This window comes from Gillisella vitis, assembly GCF_001541345.2.
Lineage (GTDB): Bacteria > Pseudomonadota > Alphaproteobacteria > Rhizobiales > Rhizobiaceae > Allorhizobium > Allorhizobium vitis.
Genome location: NZ_LMVL02000003.1, coordinates 912,890 through 929,715 on the forward strand (window position 1 = coordinate 912,890; position 16,826 = coordinate 929,715).

Genomic DNA, 16,826 nt, shown 5'->3' on the forward strand with positions numbered 1-16,826 from the left:
TATGATCAAGGCAGTGCTTTTCGACATGGACGGCGTTCTGATTGATGCCAAGGAATGGCATTACGAGACGCTGAATGACGCGCTGGCGCTTCTCGGGCTCAATATCAGCCGCACCGAACATCTCGCCGTCTATGACGGCCTGCCAACACGCAAAAAACTGGAAATGCTGACCAAGACGCGGGGATTGCCGCCAAGGCTTCACGATTTCCTCAACACGCTTAAACAGAAGATGACCTATCAGGTCATCGTCGAAAAATGCCAACCGGTCTTTCATCACGAATACGCCCTCGCGCGCCTGAAGCGGGAGGGAAAGCATATCGTGGTCTGCTCAAACTCCGTCAGGTCGAGCGTCGAGGCGATGATGCGCCAGGCTGACCTGCTGAAATACCTGGATTTCTTTCTCTCCAATCAGGATGTCGGCAAAGCGAAGCCCGATCCCGAAATCTACCTGACGGCAATCGACCGGCTGCAATTGCAGCCGGAGGAATGCCTGATCCTGGAGGATAACGATCACGGCATACAGGCCGCACGCTCCTCAGGCGCCCATGTGCTGGTGGTGGGATCGACCAACGACGTCACTTATGAGCGTATCATGAACGAAATCACCAAGATCGAATCGGCCCGCACATGAGATATCTTATCCCCATCGCGTCGAAGGATGATCTTTTCCCAAAGGACGAGTTTCATTTCCCCAAACCTCTGATCGAAGTCGACGGTTCGCCGATGATCTCGCTCGTCGTCAACAGTATCCGCAACCGCGATGCATCCGCGAAATTCATCTTTATCGTTCTTAATCAGGATGCGCTTGAATACAGTCTCGATTCAATTTTGAAATTGCTGGCAGGCGAAAGCACCGTTGTCATCAAACTGAACAATCCGACCATGGGCGCTGTCTGCTCCGCTCTGATGGCCGTCGATCATATTGTGGACGACGACCCTCTGGTGATCTGCAATGGCGACCAGATCATCGACGCGGATCTGGCGGGCATTGCACGAGATTTTACGCGCTCGCAGGCCGATGCAGGTGTCGTGACCTTCAATTCCGTACACCCCCGCTGGTCCTATATCCGTGAGGATAAGTCTGGATATGTCATAGAAACGGCGGAAAAGCGCGTTCTCAGCCGCAAGGCGATTGCTGGATATTATTATTTTAGAAGCGGCAGCCTATTTGTGGAATTTGCCCAGAACTATTTGCTGAAAGCCGACCCGTTTGGTGGAAAATACTATCTCTCCCCGGTTCTGAACGAGGTTATTCTCGCCGGTGGCAAGATCGTGCAGCACGAGATTCCATCCGACAGCTATATCTCGTTCTATTCGCCCAAGCGCATCGAATTCTATCAGAACGAGATCCGGGACAAGGTCGCCGCGATGACCAAGCCTGCCCGTCAGGTCCAGGTCGTCATTCCGATGGCGGGCCTTGGCAGCCGGTTTGCCCAAGTTGGTTACCTCAAGCCAAAGCCGTTCATCGATGTAAAAGGCAAGACGATGATCGAGCGTGTCATGGACAATCTGCGCCTCGATCATGCGCGCTTCGTGCTGATCGCCCGGCAGGACCATCTGGATGCGGAACCCGATGTCGTCAGTGGCTTGAAGGCCCACGGCGATCTCGCATTTTCGCCGATCAACTTCGTAACCGAGGGTGCGGCTTGCACGGTCTTGACGGCGCGGACACATCTTGATCCCGATGCCCCGCTCTTGATTGCCAATTGCGACCAGATCGTCGATTTCGAATGCGCGGATTACATTCAAGATGCACTTGAGCGCGATCTGGATGGCTCAATTCTCTGCTTCAAGGATAAAGACCGAGATCCAAAATGGTCGTTTGCGCACGTCAACGACGATGGGCTGGTTGATGAGGTGAAAGAAAAGGTGGCGATCTCCGACAACGCGACCGTTGGCATCTATTATTTCAGGCGGGCTCGGGATTTCATCGATGCCGCGACCGATATGATCGCCCACAACGACCGGTCCAACAACGAGTTCTACGTTTGCCCGGTCTACAACTACCTCATCAAGCAGGGAGCCAGGATCGGCATCTATCATGTCGCTCCCGACGCCATGCACGGTATAGGCACGCCTCCCGATCTGGAGGCCTATCTTAGGCTGATTTGATAAGCATGAAATGCATCGTACCCCTTGCCGGGCCTGATTTGTGGACCCCGAAATATGGCTTTAGACCGTTGGTGGATCTCAGCGGAAAACCGCTGATCGACGCTGCCTTGGGTGACAGGGCGTGGGCGAACCGGCTTCGGCCAGAGGATTACATCTTCGTCCTCCGCGAGGTTGCGAACCTCGCGGAGCTTGCTGAATATCTGCACCTGAGATGGCCCGGCTGCCGCATCGTGACACTCTCCGACCTGACCGGAGGCGCTTTGTTCTCCGTGCTGGCAGCAATGGCGCTCGTTGCGCCAGACGAGCCCGTCATCATCGATCTGGCCGACATCCTGTTCACGAGCGGACCTGACGACCCGGAGACACTGTTTTCGACGGAAGGATGTGGCGCAGTGGTGCCGGTCTTTGCCTCAAGCGAAAACTGCTACAGCTATTTGAAGATGACTGACGGCGTGGTGGTTGAAGCGCGGGAGAAAGAGGTGATCTCGGAAAACGCCTCCGCAGGCGTATACATGTTCCGAAACATCCAGACATTCCTCAGTGCAGCCGTTCACAGTATCAACAACCGCCAGACCCTGAGCTATAAAGGCGTGCTTTTCATCTGCCCCATGGTCAACGGTGCGATCGCTGACGGCCACACCGTGCTGGCGCCCACTATTGAAAACTGCCAGCCCGTGGGAAAGATTTTTCACGAGCGATAGATCCGCTCGGTCATTTGTGATGTCGGCGTCAAATCTTTCAAGGACCATTTAGGCTGGACGTCTGTCAACGGGCCTTAGTTCTTCGCGTCATATTCTTCAGAAAAGCGGCTTTGATCAACGCGATTATGAAAAGTCAAACACGGGAAAAACGACCTGCTCGACATAGATTTTTTCAAGCATTCTCACTTTATCGGAAGCCACGATCTGCTTAGCAAATGGGAATTGAAAAGAATTAAGAAAGGGCGAGACGCTATGTTTTCTGTCGGAACGAAGTCCAAATCAAAACGACTGTCGTTACTGTTGTCCCGGTTATCTCCCATCATAAAATAATGCCCATCACGAACCTGAAACTCAGCAGAATTGTCTCCTTTTGACTTATCTGTCATTTCGATAATCTGATGTTCTGCCCCTCCAGGCAATCGCTCCAAATACAAAATTCCAGGCGACCCTGGTCGGGTTTCGTCTGGCCCGAGCCGTTGGCGATCAACGAGAGTGTCGTTGATGTAAAGCCGCCCACTGCGCATTTGAATACGGTCACCGGGTAATCCAATGACTCGACTGACGAATTTGTTGCCCGAATAAGAGGGAAGCATGAAAACGACGACTTCGCCTCTCAGCGGCAGGCGTCCGCCAATACGGGACGATGGCCCTAATCCTTCCATGATTGAATATCGGCTCATTCCGTAAGTTAACTTTTCGGAAAATACATAATCCCCAACTTCAAGCGTCGGCAGCATCGATCCAGAGACAATGGAAAACGGTTGAATGAGAAGGTTTCTTATCGCCAAGGCGATGAGAAGTGGCACAATAATCAAGACAATTGCCAAATTATGAAACCGCGCAAACCACGGATAGCGGTCCAGAGGCGGCTGGCGTGAAGCCGCAATGTAAACGTGGAGGCTGCCTCCCAAGCGATAAATAATAACAACAATAATAAATATAAGCTCGTGCTGCTGGACCCCTTGGTATTTCAATATAAATGGAAATACATACCCGATAAAAACATCGGCGAGCATATACAGAAGACCTAACCGCCCTCTGCCAAGATAAAAAAAGCCAATAGCTGGAGAAAGAGCAAGAGCCAAACAGGCAGCCCATATCGGATTCCGCTTACGAAAGGCAGAAACAAATTTCAACGGCAGCTCCTTTGAAAAAGACTGAATATGAGTCAAGAAAGCTGTGATGAAATTAATCATCACAGCTTTCTTTTGGAAAGACAGAGAGATGAAAGAACAATCGTCTCTTTATCTCTTTATAGGTCTAAATCAGCTGCACCCACTCGTGCTTCCGCACGTATCGCACTTCTCACATGTCCCATTCCGTACCATCGTAAAGTTCTGGCACTCGGAGCACATGTTGCCGGTATAGCCTTGGGCGATGGAGCGCATGCGGCGGGCGGCTTCTACTTTCTTGGCTTCGGCCTTGGCGGCTTCGGCTTCGTCGGTGGCGGCGTCGGAGAACAGGGCTTCGGTTGCGACGTCCTCGACCAATTCAGCTGCCCGTTCCTCATAATCGCGCTTGAAGGACACGACTTCGGAGGTGGAAATGGCTGTCGTCACTTCCAGCTTGCGGGCTGCATTGCCAGAAAAGGCAGCAACATTACCCGAGGCCTTGGTTGGAGCGGCACTTGCAGCACCACGAGGTTCGGCGGTTCCGGCCGGGCTGCTGGAGACCAGAGTCGGCTTATAGCCACGGGTCAGACCCTTGGAAACCACATCGGCCTTGCCTTCCTTCACGCCGCGGCCAAGTGCCGTGGTGGAGAAGTCGGACGTGTCGACATGGGCCAGATCGTTGCGGCCAAGGTAGGAGATCGCCAGTTCGCGGAACACGTAGTCAAGGATCGACGTAGCGTTCTTGATGGCGTCATTGCCAGTCACCATGCCCGCCGGTTCGAACTTGGTGAAGGTGAAGGCATCAACATATTCTTCCAGCGGCACGCCATATTGCAGGCCGAGCGATACCGAAATCGCGAAGTTGTTGATGAAGGCGCGCAGAGCCGAACCTTCCTTGTTCATGTCAAGGAAGATTTCGCCGAGACGGCCATCGTCATATTCGCCGGTACGCAGGAAGATGGTGTGACCGCCGATCTTGGCCTTCTGGGTATACCCCTTGCGGCGGGTCGGCAGCTTTTCCTGTTCGCGGACGATCCGCTCGACGATGCGCTCAACGATCCGCTCGGTGATGGTCACGGCCTGGGCAGCCTGCGGCTGGGCCAGCAGTTCCTCAACCGCATCCTCATCATCCTCATCTTCGATCAGTGAGGAATTCAGTGGCTGGCTGAGCTTGGAGCCATCGCGGTAAAGCGCATTGGCCTTCAGCGCCAGCTTCCAGGACAGCATGTAAGCAGCACCGCAATCTTCCACCGTCGCCTCATTCGGCATGTTGATGGTCTTGGAGATCGCACCCGAGATGAACGGCTGGGCCGCTGCCATCATGCGGATATGGCTTTCGACAGACAGATACCGCTTACCGATCTTGCCGCAGGGGTTGGCGCAATCGAATACCGCCAGATGCTCCTTCTTCAGGAACGGCGCACCTTCCAGCGTCATCGCCCCGCAGACATGGATATTGGCAGCCTCGATGTCCTTCTTGGCAAAGCCCAGATGCTCCAGCAAGTTGAAGCTCATATCGGTCAGCTGTTCAGCGCTGACGCCAAGCGTTTCCTTCAGGAAATCAGCGCCCAAGGTCCATTGGTTAAAGACGAACTTGATGTCGAAGGCAGCGCCCAGGGCCGCGTTGACAGCCTCGATCTTCTCGTCGGTAAAGCCCTTGGCCTTTAGCGAACCGGGGTTGATGCCCGGCGCCTGATTGAGATTGCCGTGGCCGACAGCATAGGCTTCGATCTCGGCAAGCTGGCTTTCCGTATAGCCAAGCGTGCGCAGGGCTTCCGGAACGGCGCGGTTGATGATCTTGAAATAGCCGCCACCGGCCAGCTTCTTGAACTTCACCAGGGCGAAATCCGGCTCGATGCCTGTCGTGTCGCAATCCATGACCAGGCCGATCGTGCCGGTCGGGGCAACGACGGAGACCTGGGCATTGCGGTAGCCATGCTGTTCGCCCAGTTCCAGCGCCTTGTCCCAGGCCGCCTTGGCATGGGCAATCAGGGCCGGATCGGAGCATTCGGCATGAACCAGCGGCACGGGATCGACGGCAAGCCCCTCATAACCTTCAGACAGGCCATGGGCAGCGCGGCGATGGTTGCGGATGACGCGCAGCATGTTGTCGCGGTTTGGCGCATAGCCGGGGAACGGGCCAAGCTCGGAGGCGATTTCGGCTGACGTGGCATAGGAAACGCCGGTCATGATGGCGCTCAGCGCACCGCAGATGGCGCGGCCTTCAGCCGAGTCATAGGGAATGCCAGTCGACATCAGCAGGCCGCCAATGTTGGCATAGCCAAGGCCGAGCGTGCGGTATTCGTAGGACAGTTCGGCAATCTGGCGCGACGGGAACTGCGCCATCATCACCGACACTTCGAGTACGACGGTCCAGAGACGAACGGCATGTTCGTAATCGGCAATGTCGATCTTTTTGGTGTCGGCATCCTTGAACTGCAACAGGTTCAACGAAGCCAGATTACAGGCGGTGTCGTCCAGGAACATATATTCCGAGCACGGATTGGAGGCACGGATCGGGCCAGCCGCCGGGCAGGTGTGCCAGTCGTTCATGGTGGTGTTGAAATGCAGGCCCGGATCAGCGGACGCCCAGGCGGCATAGGAAATCTTTTCCCAGAGGTCGCGGGCCTTCAGGGTCTTCATCACCCGACCATCGCGGCGGGCAGTCAGGTTCCAGTTGCCATCGTCTTCGACAGCGCGCAGGAAGTCATCCCGCAGCGAAACGGAATTGTTGGAATTCTGGCCCGAGACGGTCAGATAGGCTTCCGAATCCCAATCCGTGTCATAGGTCTTGAATTCGAGATCCTTATAGCCCTGCTGGGCAAACTGGATGACACGCTTGACGTAGTTTTCCGGCACCATATCCTTCTTGGCAGCGCGGATTTCGCGCTTCAGGGCCGGGTTTTCATTGGGGTCGAAGCAGGCGTCGTTATCGGCTGAGCAATTGACGCAGGCCTTCATGATCGCCTTCAGATGCTTGGCGACGATCTTGGAGCCGGTAACGAGAGCGGCAACCTTCTGCTCTTCCTTCACCTTCCAGTCGATGTAGTTCTCGATATCAGGATGGTCGATGTCCACAACCACCATCTTGGCGGCGCGGCGCGTCGTGCCGCCGGACTTGATGGCGCCGGCAGCACGGTCGCCGATCTTCAGGAAGCTCATCAGGCCGGACGACTTACCGCCACCCGACAGCTTTTCGCCTTCGCCGCGCAGATGGGAGAAGTTCGAGCCGGTGCCGGAGCCGTATTTGAACAGGCGCGCTTCGCGCACCCACAGATCCATGATGCCGCCTTCATTGACGAGATCGTCTTCGACGGACTGGATGAAGCAGGCATGCGGCTGAGGATGCTCATAGGCCGACTTGGACTTGGTGAGCTTGCCGGTGAAGGGATCGATGTAGAAATGGCCCTGGCCGGGACCATCAATGCCATAGGCCCAATGCAGGCCGGTATTGAACCATTGCGGGGAATTCGGCGCGACGCGCTGGGTGGCGAGCATATAGGCCAGCTCGTCGCGGAAGGCGAGAACGTCTTCTTCTGACGTGAAATATTTGCCCTTCCAGCCCCAATAGGCCCAGGTGCCAGCCAGACGCGAGAAAACCTGGCGCGCATCGGTTTCCGAACCGTAGCGCTCGTCTTCTGGCAGATCCTTCATGGCCTTTTCATCGGCAACCGACCGCCAGAGGAACGACGGAACATCGTTTTCCTCGACCTTTTTCAGGATTTTCGGCACGCCGGCCTTGCGGAAATATTTCTGGGCCAGAATATCGGCCGCCACCTGACTGAACTGCGCGGGCACATCGATATCGGCCAGCCGGAAGACGACAGAGCCATCCGGGTTCTTGATTTCGCTTACCGCCTTGCGGAATTCAATCTCCGCATAGGGCGACTGGCCGGGCTTGGTGAAACGGCGTTCGATGCGCATCTGGCTAGTCCTCGTTGGTCCAAGCACCCGGAAAAGGGCGCAAAATAGGTTTTACGGCACCACGTTGAAGCGGCTTGCCGTTGGTTCGCTCTCTTCGGAGCGAGGCCGATCATAATGATGGTCCGCTCTGTATCTTGCGCCAGCCTTGTCCGCTAGACACTAAATATAGTATCAACAGCGTTTTCATGCCAGAGCAAATGGCCGCAGCGCGCCAGAAAAATTCAAAAAGAAATCCTATCGGTCAAAGCGGGGACGCCGTGACCGTTTCAATCCTGATGATGTTCGCTGATTTGAACCGACCTCGTAGACATCTCGGTTCAGCCGCCGCCGCAACAATCAATTCATTAACCCTGCCCGCGGGCAAGCGCAAGAGCTGGTCTGTATCGAAAATATGAACCCTATATGTTGTGGTCAGCATCTGTGGAAAACGGGGAAAGAGGCTAGCCTAGAGAATTCATAGGCTTGGCGGAAAAGCTTCATGATTAACGCCGGGTGAAGGGTTTTTTTATCCACCGTCACATCACGGCACGCAAACAAGACGACAGAAGCCTCCTGCCGTGTGTCGGTCTGTATCCCTCACCGAATCGGTGGGTTTTTGTGTCCAGGAATGACCTGATCTTACCCTTTCCATCAGAAAACCCTTTAATACACGGGGAGCAGGTCATGCTAATTTCCCAGCGAACTAAAGGGATATTAATGTTTGTGGACAACTATCTCGGAACCAGGGTCTGGAATGACGTCCACATCCAAATATGCCGCGCCAGTCGCCATGAGAGCGCCGGGCTGCGCTTAAGGTTTGGTCATGACCATCAGTAATCTGTCTATCCTGAAGAAGGTCAGTCTTCTTGTGGTGCTGATGGGCGTTGCGGCAGGCGCTATCGCCGCTGCTGGCGCCTTCGGCCTGTCTTCGCTTGGCGCATCGCTTCAAAATACCGGACAACGTGAAGAAGTGGCCCGCGAGGCCATGGATTTGCGCGTCGATATCATCGCCATCAGCCGCATGACCTATCAGCTGGCTTTCGCACCGGAAAAGGCAGCCGATTTCGCCAAGGAAACCGAAACGCGGTCCACCGAAATGCTGGCTCGCCTGCCGAAAATCGCCGCCACTGCCGACGAGAACGAGCAGAAGCAATTGCAGGATGTCCGCACCACGCTGAGTGCTTATTTCGACCAGATCCGCCAGATGGTGAAAGTGGCAGGCACCGACGCCGCCAAGGAACCCGGCGTGATGGCCAAGGAGCTTTCCAAGGCACTGGATGGACAAAAGGCGGTGACGGCGGCGGTCAAGATCTACAGCACCTATTCCGCCAAGACGCTGTCTGCGGCCCGTAGCAATGCCATTGCCGACTCTCAGCTGACGATGATCGCGCTCCTGTCGACCGCTGCGATCAGCATCATCCTTGGCGTTGCGGTCAGCACGCTGATTGCCCGTCGCGGCATCGTCAATCCGATCCGCCTTTTGACCGACAACATGAACCGGATTGCCAAAGGCTCGCTCAGCGATGCCATTCCGGGCACAGAGCGTGGCGATGAAATCGGGGAGATGGCGCGCGCCTTGGAAATCTTCCGTGCCAACCGCTTGCAAATGCAGGAAATGGAAGCGCAGGAAGCCGCACTCAACAGCCAGAGCAAGGATCTGCAATCCAGCATCAGCAGCATTGTCGCCTCAGCTGCCGCAGGCAATTTTTCGCAACGCATCACCAAGACCTACGACGATGCCGACCTGCAACGTTTCGCCTCCAGCGTCAACGAGTTGGTGGCCAATGTCGATCTTGGCGTCACCGAGGTTCGGCGCGTCATTGCCGCCCTCTCCTCTTCCGACCTGACCCAGGATATGCGCGGCAATTTCCAGGGTGCCTTTGCCGAATTGCAGAGCAACGTCAACCAGGCGATGGCAACGCTTCGCGAAGCCATGCAAAGCATTCGCGGCGCTTCGGGTACGATTACCGACAATTCCGGCGAACTGAGTTCAGCCGCCAACCAATTGGCCCGCCGGACCGAACAGCAGGCAGCGGCCCTGGAAGAGACCGCAGCAGCGCTCGAAGAAATCACCACGACGGTCCGCACCTCCACCGAGCGCGCCCATGAAGCCAACCAGATGGTGGAGCAGACCCGCAACAGCGCTGGAAAATCCGGCGAGATCGTCCGCAGCGCCATCGATGCGATGGGCCGGATCGAGCAATCCTCGCAGAAGATCAGCCAGATCATTTCGGTGATCGACGAAATCGCCTTCCAGACCAACCTGCTGGCGCTGAATGCCGGTGTCGAAGCCGCTCGCGCCGGCGAAGCCGGACGTGGCTTTGCCGTCGTTGCCCAGGAAGTCCGTGAACTGGCCCAGCGCTCGGCCAATGCGGCCCGCGAAATCAAGGCGCTGATCAACACCTCCGCCGATGAAGTCAAGGGTGGCGTCTCATTGGTTCTGTCCACCGGCGAAGCTCTCAACGAGATCGTCGGCCTGGTTGATCATGTCAACGGCCATGTCGCGAGCATCGCCCGCGCCGCTCAGGAACAGTCGGCGGCGCTTGCTGAAATCAACACATCCGTCAACCACATGGACCAGATGACCCAGCAGAACGCCGCCATGGTCGAAGAAACCACGGCTGCCAGCCAGGTCCTGGCCAGTGAATCCCGACAGCTGCTGGTGCAGATTGAACGGTTCCGGCTGGAGGACAACAGACGAGGTGAGTATCGCGCGGTGGCGTGATCAGACTGAAGAGGGTGTTCCTCTTCCAAAAGCTACGACATCCAAAGCCTCTGCGGTTTAAAAATCGCAGGGGCTTTTTATTGAGGGATGCAATGGAAGGGCCTGCCCGTCTGACTAAACCGTCGTCACAACACCAAGGATAAGAGAGAGCGAGACGCAGGTGAGCCAGACGGCGGCGACGCGCTGTAGGACATGCAATCTGCCTTGACCGCCATTCCCTGCCTGGGTCAATCGTCCGGCGGAACCCCAAAGCAAGGCGACGGCGCTGACCAGCAGGCAGAACAGGCCGAGATACGGCAGGAAATTCAGATCATCAGGAGCAGGCAGAAGAACGAGACCGAACACCAATGCCTTGGGATTGAGCGCGGTTGTCAGATAGATCCGGCCCGCTGTGATCTGATTGAGAACTTTGCCCTGCCCTGGCGCTTGCCAAAGCTTGAAGGCGATGACCAAAACCCAGATTGCCGCGGCGATTTTAAGCAGGACGGCGGCGGCAGGCCAGCGCGCCATCAGCTGATCTCCCAGATAAACCAGCGGCAGAACGGTCGTCAGGTAGCCTGCCAGTTCCGCTGGCAGGAGACGCAGCACACGCCGTAGGCCAGCTTGGGCACCTGCAACACCCATCAAGGTATTGGTTGGCCCGGGCGCCAGAAGCAGCGCCAGGACAGCGGGGAGAAAGGTGGCAATCAGCATTGGTCAATCCATTATCAACAACAGATTGCCTTTTGCAGGGGAACCACGGCCAGCGCCTTGATAGCGATCAAATGCGCCAGCCCATCGAGTCCGAGATTTTTTAGCCCTTATGACCCTTGGCAATGGGTTCCTGATAGGTAAAGCCCATATCCCAGGGGAAATAGATCCAGGTATCCTGGCTGACCTCGGTCACGAATGTATCGACCGTCGGCACGCCTTTCGGCTTGGCATAGACGCAGGCAAAATGCGCCTTCGGGATGATTGAGCGCACTTCCGTGGCGGTCTTGCCGGTATCGGTGAGGTCGTCGATAACAAGCACGCCTTCGCCGCCATTGGTTAACAACTCAGGCGTGATGCCCTTCAGCAGGTTGAATTCGCCCTGATTGACATAGTCGTGATAGGAGGCGACGCAAACCGTCTCGATCAGGCGGATATTCAGCTCACGCGAAATGATTGCCGCTGGCACCAGCCCGCCCCGGGTGATGCAGACAATGGCGCGAAACTCCTGTCCAAGCCCGGCCAGGCGCCAGGCAAGCGCCCTGGCATCACGATGGAATTGGTCCCAGGCAACGGGAAAGGCTTTATCGGGAAGAGACATGCAAGGGCTCCGCGCATCAAGAAAAGACAGAAGGAAAGGCAATCGAAGCGCTTTGCGTTTCAACTGCCCGCCGCGTCATCGCAGCAAAAACGAAGACAGTGACGCCATTCAGCTTGCGCATCGGCCCGAAAACCGCGGCTGGGAGAGCCATGGGCGCAGCAGACCTTGCGCAAAAGCCCTTTCGGCTCCTTGTCTTTCTCGGTGCTATAGCGGCAATCTGCCCTTAAAGGCAAGAGATGGGAAAGAGGATGCCGGAAACAGTAAGGCATCCGGTTAGAAACCGAATGCCTTACGTCAACACATTTTTCAGTTCAGCGCTTATCAACGTGACAGCAAAGTCAGCGCCGTCATGGAATCAAGCACGGTGCGGGTGACGCCACCGAACAGCACCTCCCACCAGCGCTTGTGAGAATAAGCGCCCATCACCAAGAGATCGATGCTCTGGTCGGACAAGCGGTTTTCGATATGCGCTGCCGCCTTCAACTGCTCCTGATCCTGCTGGGTCACGGTGACCTTGATATCGTGGCGGCTCAGCGTCGCGGCGATTTCGGCGCCCGGCAGGCTGCGTGAAAGATCGTCACCGCCGCTATCGACCACCGAGAAGATTTCAACGCTTTCAGCCTGTTTCAGGAAAGGGAGGGCATCAAAGGTGGCCCGTGCCACTTCGCGCGACCCATTCCATGCAATCAGCACCCGCTTAATCGGCCGCGGCGTTTTCAGAATGTAGGGCACGAGCAGCACGGGCCTGCCGCTGTCAAACAACGCCGTTTCCAATTCGCTGCGGTTTTCCGAAAGCGAACCGCTTTCTCCCTGAGCCGCCACGACCAAATCGGCGCAGCGAGCGCTGTCGACAAACGAACCCGTCGAGCCGACGGAGGTCACGAAATTGCGCCATTCGGTCGACACGCCTTCGCGCCGCGCCACCTCGGCAAAGATCGCCTCAATGGCCCCGGTTTCCTTATGGGCCAGGTCCTGCATGGCCTGTACCGCGACCGGATCGGGTATTTCCATCGGCGCGATCAGGGGCATGCCAGCGACCGCTTCGCAATGAACGCCGATGACATGGGACCCGAACTGTTCGGCCAGCGCAATGGAAAAATCAGAAACCTGCGCTGCCGTACGGCGGTTGTCGAGAACGCTCAGAATTGTCTTGTAAGCCATTGTCATCTCCCCGCAAATTGCTCCGACCGAACATCGTCCGAGCAAAAGCATAGTGCATCGTGGTCTGGGCGACAGGAAGACACGCTTGCGTCATCCCGCCCAACCACCGAAAAATATAATGCGCCGAAACCACGCCGGTTCCTTGATTTCGCTCAAGGCTGAATTGGGATTTCGCTCAAGGCTGATCTGGATTCCCCTCAAGTCTCAGCCACGCGGGACATTCTCAGGCCTCCAGCACGGTTTTACCGCCGGTAATTGCCGCAATCATATCCTCGACATCAAGAACAGCGGCATTCAGAACATCTTCGGCCCTCGCCCGCACCACGAGTTCCGTATGGAACCCCTTGGCTCCGTCATAGCGTGGATAAGAACCGATACTGGTTTGCGGATGCGCCTTCTGAACAGCGGCCAGCGCCGTGCCGATCTCGCCTTCGCCATAGGGGCAGGCAATTGCCCGCGACAGAACACGGACGCCACCGGGCAATGTCTTGACGACATTTTCGAGCATGGCCTGAAAAACCTGCGGGACACCGGCCATGACATAGACATTCTCCACCTGAAATCCCGGTGCCGTCGAAACCGGATTGGCGATATGTTGCGCGCCTTGCGGCATGCGGGCCATCCGTTGGCGCGCCTCGGTAAATTCCAGGCCGCGGCGAGCATACATTTCCGCCATCAGCGCCATGGCCTTTTCGTCATGCAGGCAAGGCAGACCGAAAGCCTTTGAGATGGCATCGGCGGTAATATCGTCATGGGTCGGGCCAATGCCACCCGAGGTGAACACATGGTGATAGCGGCTGCGCAAGGCATTCAGCGCCTCGACGATTGCCTCTTCCTCATCAGCGACAATCCGCACTTCCTTGAGGTCGATACCGGCCAAAGTCAGTACATCGGCCAGATGGCCGATATTCTTATCCTTGGTGCGGCCAGACAGCAATTCATCGCCAATGGCAAGCATGGCGGCGGTGACAACTTGAGACGGGGAAACGGAGGTGGAATCGGACATGGCAGGGCCTTCTAACGGACTTTGACGAACTGGGACGAACTGGAACTATCTTTGGCTAACCGCATAATTCCCTCAATCGGGTCCGATTTAAGGTGACGGCCAGGCAACGGATCGGAAATCTTGCGGCGGCTTTCGTGCATTTTTTCGATGCATATCGATGTAACGTCACTTTTGCGAGACTGGACCAAACAGAGAGACGAAATTATTGGTTACGACCTTTTTTTGTCATTGCCCCTCGTCCGAGGTCTTGTCCCCCCATCCGCCAAACAGCAAGCCGCCCTGCGTGAGGGAAAACGCAGGGCGGCTTGAGCAAGGAGACGATAGAGCCGAGAAATAAGCACCGGTTTTCGAAAAATCCGATGCTGTCACATGGTCTTAAAACTCTTCCCAGCTGTCCTGCTTGGCTACGGTATTCATGCCGAGTGCCTTGGCGACCTGACCGACCATGCGGCGGGCGGGTGACGCGACAGGCCTTTGCCCGGCGCTGGCTGGAACAGGACCAGCGGATCTGCCTCCAGAAGGGGCGGCATTGGCCACCAAGCCTGAAGAACCGGAACCGATTTGGAACTGACCGACCAGATGGCGCAGCTTTTCCGCTTCATTGGCCAGCGACGAGCTAGCGGCAGTGGCTTCTTCCACCATGGCGGCATTCTGCTGGGTCACCTGGTCCATCTGGTTGACGGCGATATTGACCTCGGAAAGTCCGACGGACTGTTCGCGCGCCGAAATGGCGATGGCGTCGAGTTGACCATTGATGGCAACGACATGGCCTTCGATAATCTTGAGGACATCACCTGTTGCGGTCACCAACTTGACGCCGTTTTCAACTTCGCTGGCGGAATTTCGGATCAGGTCCTTGATTTCCTTGGCAGCCTGGGCGGAGCGCTGGGCAAGTTCGCGCACTTCCTGGGCGACCACGGCAAAGCCCTTACCAGCCTCACCTGCCCGCGCCGCTTCCACACCGGCATTCAGCGCCAGAAGATTGGTCTGGAAGGCGATTTCATCGATCACGCCGATAATGTTGGAGATCTGGCTGGACGACTGCTCGATCCGCTGCATGGCGTTGACGGCATTCGAGACCACTTCGCCGGATTGCCGGGCCGACTGATTGGCCTGGATGGCCATCGCCCGGGCCTCTTCCGCACGCTTGGAGGAATTGGAGACATTGGTGGTGATCTGATCCAATGCGGCGGCGGTTTCTTCCAGCGAGGCTGCCTGTTGTTCGGTACGTTTCGACAGGTCGTTGGCGCTCTGGCTCACTTCTCGCGAACCGCTGTCAATCGAACTGGTCGAGATGGCAACGGACGACATCGTGTCCCGCAATTGCTCAACCGTGCTGTTGAAGTCGGTACGCAAACCTTCGAATTCCGTGGCAAATTTCTGGGTAAGCTGGAACGTCAAATCCCCAGCCGAAAGCCGCTTCAAGCCTTCCGCAAGTCCAGACGTTGCCTGAGCCATTTCGGCGGCCCGCTTGGCATCGGCCTCAGCCACCCGCTGGCGTTCCTCTTCGCTCATGTCACGGGCAGCCGCAGCCTGTTTTTCCAGCTCACGAGCGGCAAGGCCGTTATCCTTGAAGATCTGCACGGCGCGCGCCATGACACCGATTTCATCGCGACGATCGACACCATCAACCACTGCCGAAAGATCGCCACCGGACAGGATATCCATCTTGGTGGCCAGAACGCGGATCGGCACAACCATCCAGGCGCGGATGGCGAAAAAGCCAATTGCCAAAACGAGAACCAAACCTCCCAGCACACCAACCACAGTCATCGTCACCGTGCTATTGGTCATATCGGTAAGGTCGTTACTTTCTGCGTCCGCAGCCTTGCCGATCGCCGTTACCGCTGCGGTAAAGCGGGGAGAAAGTTTTGCAAATTCAGGCTGGCATTCCCTCAGAAAAATCGCCTGGGAATTGGCAACCTGTTCATCACTGATGGCGGTTTTGCCCGCTTGCAATGCATTGGCGCAGGCTTGGTCGAAAATTCTCAAACCATCCGTTTTCAGGGAAGAAATTTCACTATTGTCCGGCAGCGCCTTTAATGCCGTGTCCATGAAGGTCACGAAAGAATTACGCCCAGTCTCAAACTCCTTTGCAGCCGACTGGCTAAGCTCAGGTGTGCGGGAAAGAACGACATCACTAAGCGAGGCCCGGACGCTTTGCATCGAACGATTGGCGCGCGCCAGATAAAGCGAAGCAGCAGATTCCTGCTCCAACAAACCGCTATAGGCAGCGTCGATCGATTTCAGCTTCGCTCCAGAATAGGCGGCAATGCCGAGAGTAAATAACCCGAACAACGCCATGATCGACAGAAATTTCCCGATGATTGGTAGGTTTTTCATTTCATTGCCTCGTAACTCAAGGTGGCTCGACCTTCGAGTACATGTGGGGGTAAATTTTTGGCGCGCCGAACCGGCTCCAGTCCTCGCCAAACCGCACAGAATGATCGGTCTGCAACGGCCAGCTGCTCCGGCGGTACCCGTAGAAACTAGCCGGTAAAATCTAATTTTTAGTGAAGTCTAATTTTCTTATGCTTAAAATTAAGACCGCAGTGGGACACAAGCAGCGAGCCGCGGAAAACAGCGACAAAAAGAGCACCGGGAATAAAGGACACAGTCCGTTGTTGGTGGTGCGGACGACGGGGGTCGAACCCGTACAGATTGCTCCGAGGGATTTTAAGTCCCTTGCGTCTACCAGTTTCGCCACGTCCGCGTAAGCAGCGTTTTCAACGACCTGAGGCGGAATTGCAAGAGGGCGTTTCAGATATTCCCTAGAGTCTGTCTGGTTCAATCCGAACCTGACAGACTCTAGCAG

The 16,826-nt window shown here is 56.2% G+C and carries 12 protein-coding genes and 1 tRNA gene; 5 read left to right on the plus strand and 8 right to left on the minus strand.

Annotated features, from left to right (window positions below; translation table 11 throughout):
* Position 1: 1 nt before the first annotated feature.
* Genes ASB66_RS14415 through ASB66_RS14425 form a run of 3 tightly spaced genes read left to right on the plus strand, consistent with a single transcriptional unit; the run spans position 2 to position 2,813 of the window.
* Positions 2–631, plus strand: a complete 630-nt coding sequence (locus ASB66_RS14415; RefSeq protein ID WP_060716735.1) for an HAD family hydrolase — start codon at positions 2–4, stop codon at positions 629–631.
* Complete coding sequence (locus tag ASB66_RS14420) at positions 628–2,112, plus strand: glycosyltransferase family 2 protein (protein ID WP_060716736.1); 1,485 nt, start codon at positions 628–630, stop codon at positions 2,110–2,112. Before ASB66_RS14415 ends, ASB66_RS14420 begins: the two co-directional genes overlap by 4 nt.
* A gap of 5 nt (positions 2,113–2,117) precedes the next feature.
* Complete coding sequence (locus tag ASB66_RS14425; RefSeq protein ID WP_060716737.1) at positions 2,118–2,813, plus strand: glycosyltransferase family protein; 696 nt, start codon at positions 2,118–2,120, stop codon at positions 2,811–2,813.
* 182 nt (positions 2,814–2,995) lie between these two features.
* Here ASB66_RS14425 and lepB read toward each other — a convergent pair whose 3' ends face one another.
* Together lepB and ASB66_RS14435 are read right to left on the minus strand one after the other, a co-directional pair.
* Positions 2,996–4,009 (minus strand): signal peptidase I, encoded by a 1,014-nt coding sequence (gene lepB / locus ASB66_RS14430; RefSeq protein ID WP_060716738.1) that lies wholly within the window; start codon positions 4,007–4,009, stop codon positions 2,996–2,998.
* Between the two features lie 69 nt (positions 4,010–4,078).
* Positions 4,079–7,849 (minus strand): vitamin B12-dependent ribonucleotide reductase, encoded by a 3,771-nt coding sequence (locus tag ASB66_RS14435; protein WP_114386623.1) that lies wholly within the window; start codon positions 7,847–7,849, stop codon positions 4,079–4,081.
* 185 nt (positions 7,850–8,034) lie between these two features.
* Here ASB66_RS14435 and ASB66_RS26070 point away from each other — a divergent pair, with 185 nt between their 5' ends.
* Both ASB66_RS26070 and ASB66_RS14440 read left to right on the plus strand, forming a co-directional pair.
* Positions 8,035–8,244, plus strand: coding sequence for a hypothetical protein (locus tag ASB66_RS26070; RefSeq protein ID WP_147274041.1), 210 nt, complete (start codon positions 8,035–8,037; stop codon positions 8,242–8,244).
* A gap of 407 nt (positions 8,245–8,651) precedes the next feature.
* The gene (locus ASB66_RS14440; protein ID WP_060716740.1) at positions 8,652–10,553 is read left to right on the plus strand and encodes a methyl-accepting chemotaxis protein; all 1,902 of its coding nucleotides are present in this window, start codon (positions 8,652–8,654) and stop codon (positions 10,551–10,553) included.
* A gap of 114 nt (positions 10,554–10,667) precedes the next feature.
* On the opposite strand, the gene ASB66_RS14445 is transcribed toward ASB66_RS14440, so the two are convergent.
* The 6 genes from ASB66_RS14445 to ASB66_RS14470 form a co-directional block, all read right to left on the minus strand.
* On the minus strand, positions 10,668–11,246 hold the full coding sequence (locus tag ASB66_RS14445; RefSeq protein WP_060716741.1) for a hypothetical protein: 579 nt from the start codon (positions 11,244–11,246) through the stop codon (positions 10,668–10,670).
* A 100-nt stretch (positions 11,247–11,346) separates the two neighbouring features.
* On the minus strand, positions 11,347–11,844 hold the full coding sequence (gene gpt, locus ASB66_RS14450) for a xanthine phosphoribosyltransferase (RefSeq protein WP_015916290.1): 498 nt from the start codon (positions 11,842–11,844) through the stop codon (positions 11,347–11,349).
* Positions 11,845–12,165: 321 nt separating this feature from the next.
* Entirely contained in the window at positions 12,166–13,005 is an 840-nt protein-coding gene (locus ASB66_RS14455; RefSeq protein ID WP_060716742.1) for a universal stress protein, read from the minus strand.
* 223 nt (positions 13,006–13,228) lie between these two features.
* The gene (locus ASB66_RS14460) at positions 13,229–14,011 is read right to left on the minus strand and encodes a competence/damage-inducible protein A (protein ID WP_060716743.1); all 783 of its coding nucleotides are present in this window, start codon (positions 14,009–14,011) and stop codon (positions 13,229–13,231) included.
* Positions 14,012–14,386: 375 nt separating this feature from the next.
* The gene (locus ASB66_RS14465; RefSeq protein ID WP_060716744.1) at positions 14,387–16,354 is read right to left on the minus strand and encodes a methyl-accepting chemotaxis protein; all 1,968 of its coding nucleotides are present in this window, start codon (positions 16,352–16,354) and stop codon (positions 14,387–14,389) included.
* A gap of 285 nt (positions 16,355–16,639) precedes the next feature.
* Positions 16,640–16,724: transfer RNA gene (locus ASB66_RS14470), tRNA-Leu, on the minus strand.
* Between the last annotated feature and the right edge of the window lie 102 nt (positions 16,725–16,826).

What these genes read in the sequence shown, in the direction of transcription:
- ASB66_RS14415 (WP_060716735.1), top strand. Translation starts at nt 2, where the DNA reads ATGATCAAGGCAGTGCTTTTCGACATGGACGGCGTTCTGATTGATGCC.
- ASB66_RS14420 (WP_060716736.1), top strand. Translation starts at nt 628, where the DNA reads ATGAGATATCTTATCCCCATCGCGTCGAAGGATGATCTTTTCCCAAAG.
- ASB66_RS14425 (WP_060716737.1), top strand. Translation starts at nt 2,118, where the DNA reads ATGAAATGCATCGTACCCCTTGCCGGGCCTGATTTGTGGACCCCGAAA.
- lepB (WP_060716738.1), bottom strand. Translation starts at nt 4,009, where the DNA reads ATGATTAATTTCATCACAGCTTTCTTGACTCATATTCAGTCTTTTTCA.
- ASB66_RS14435 (WP_114386623.1), bottom strand. Translation starts at nt 7,849, where the DNA reads ATGCGCATCGAACGCCGTTTCACCAAGCCCGGCCAGTCGCCCTATGCG.
- ASB66_RS26070 (WP_147274041.1), top strand. Translation starts at nt 8,035, where the DNA reads ATGCCAGAGCAAATGGCCGCAGCGCGCCAGAAAAATTCAAAAAGAAAT.
- ASB66_RS14440 (WP_060716740.1), top strand. Translation starts at nt 8,652, where the DNA reads ATGACCATCAGTAATCTGTCTATCCTGAAGAAGGTCAGTCTTCTTGTG.
- ASB66_RS14445 (WP_060716741.1), bottom strand. Translation starts at nt 11,246, where the DNA reads ATGCTGATTGCCACCTTTCTCCCCGCTGTCCTGGCGCTGCTTCTGGCG.
- gpt (WP_015916290.1), bottom strand. Translation starts at nt 11,844, where the DNA reads ATGTCTCTTCCCGATAAAGCCTTTCCCGTTGCCTGGGACCAATTCCAT.
- ASB66_RS14455 (WP_060716742.1), bottom strand. Translation starts at nt 13,005, where the DNA reads ATGGCTTACAAGACAATTCTGAGCGTTCTCGACAACCGCCGTACGGCA.
- ASB66_RS14460 (WP_060716743.1), bottom strand. Translation starts at nt 14,011, where the DNA reads ATGTCCGATTCCACCTCCGTTTCCCCGTCTCAAGTTGTCACCGCCGCC.
- ASB66_RS14465 (WP_060716744.1), bottom strand. Translation starts at nt 16,354, where the DNA reads ATGAAAAACCTACCAATCATCGGGAAATTTCTGTCGATCATGGCGTTG.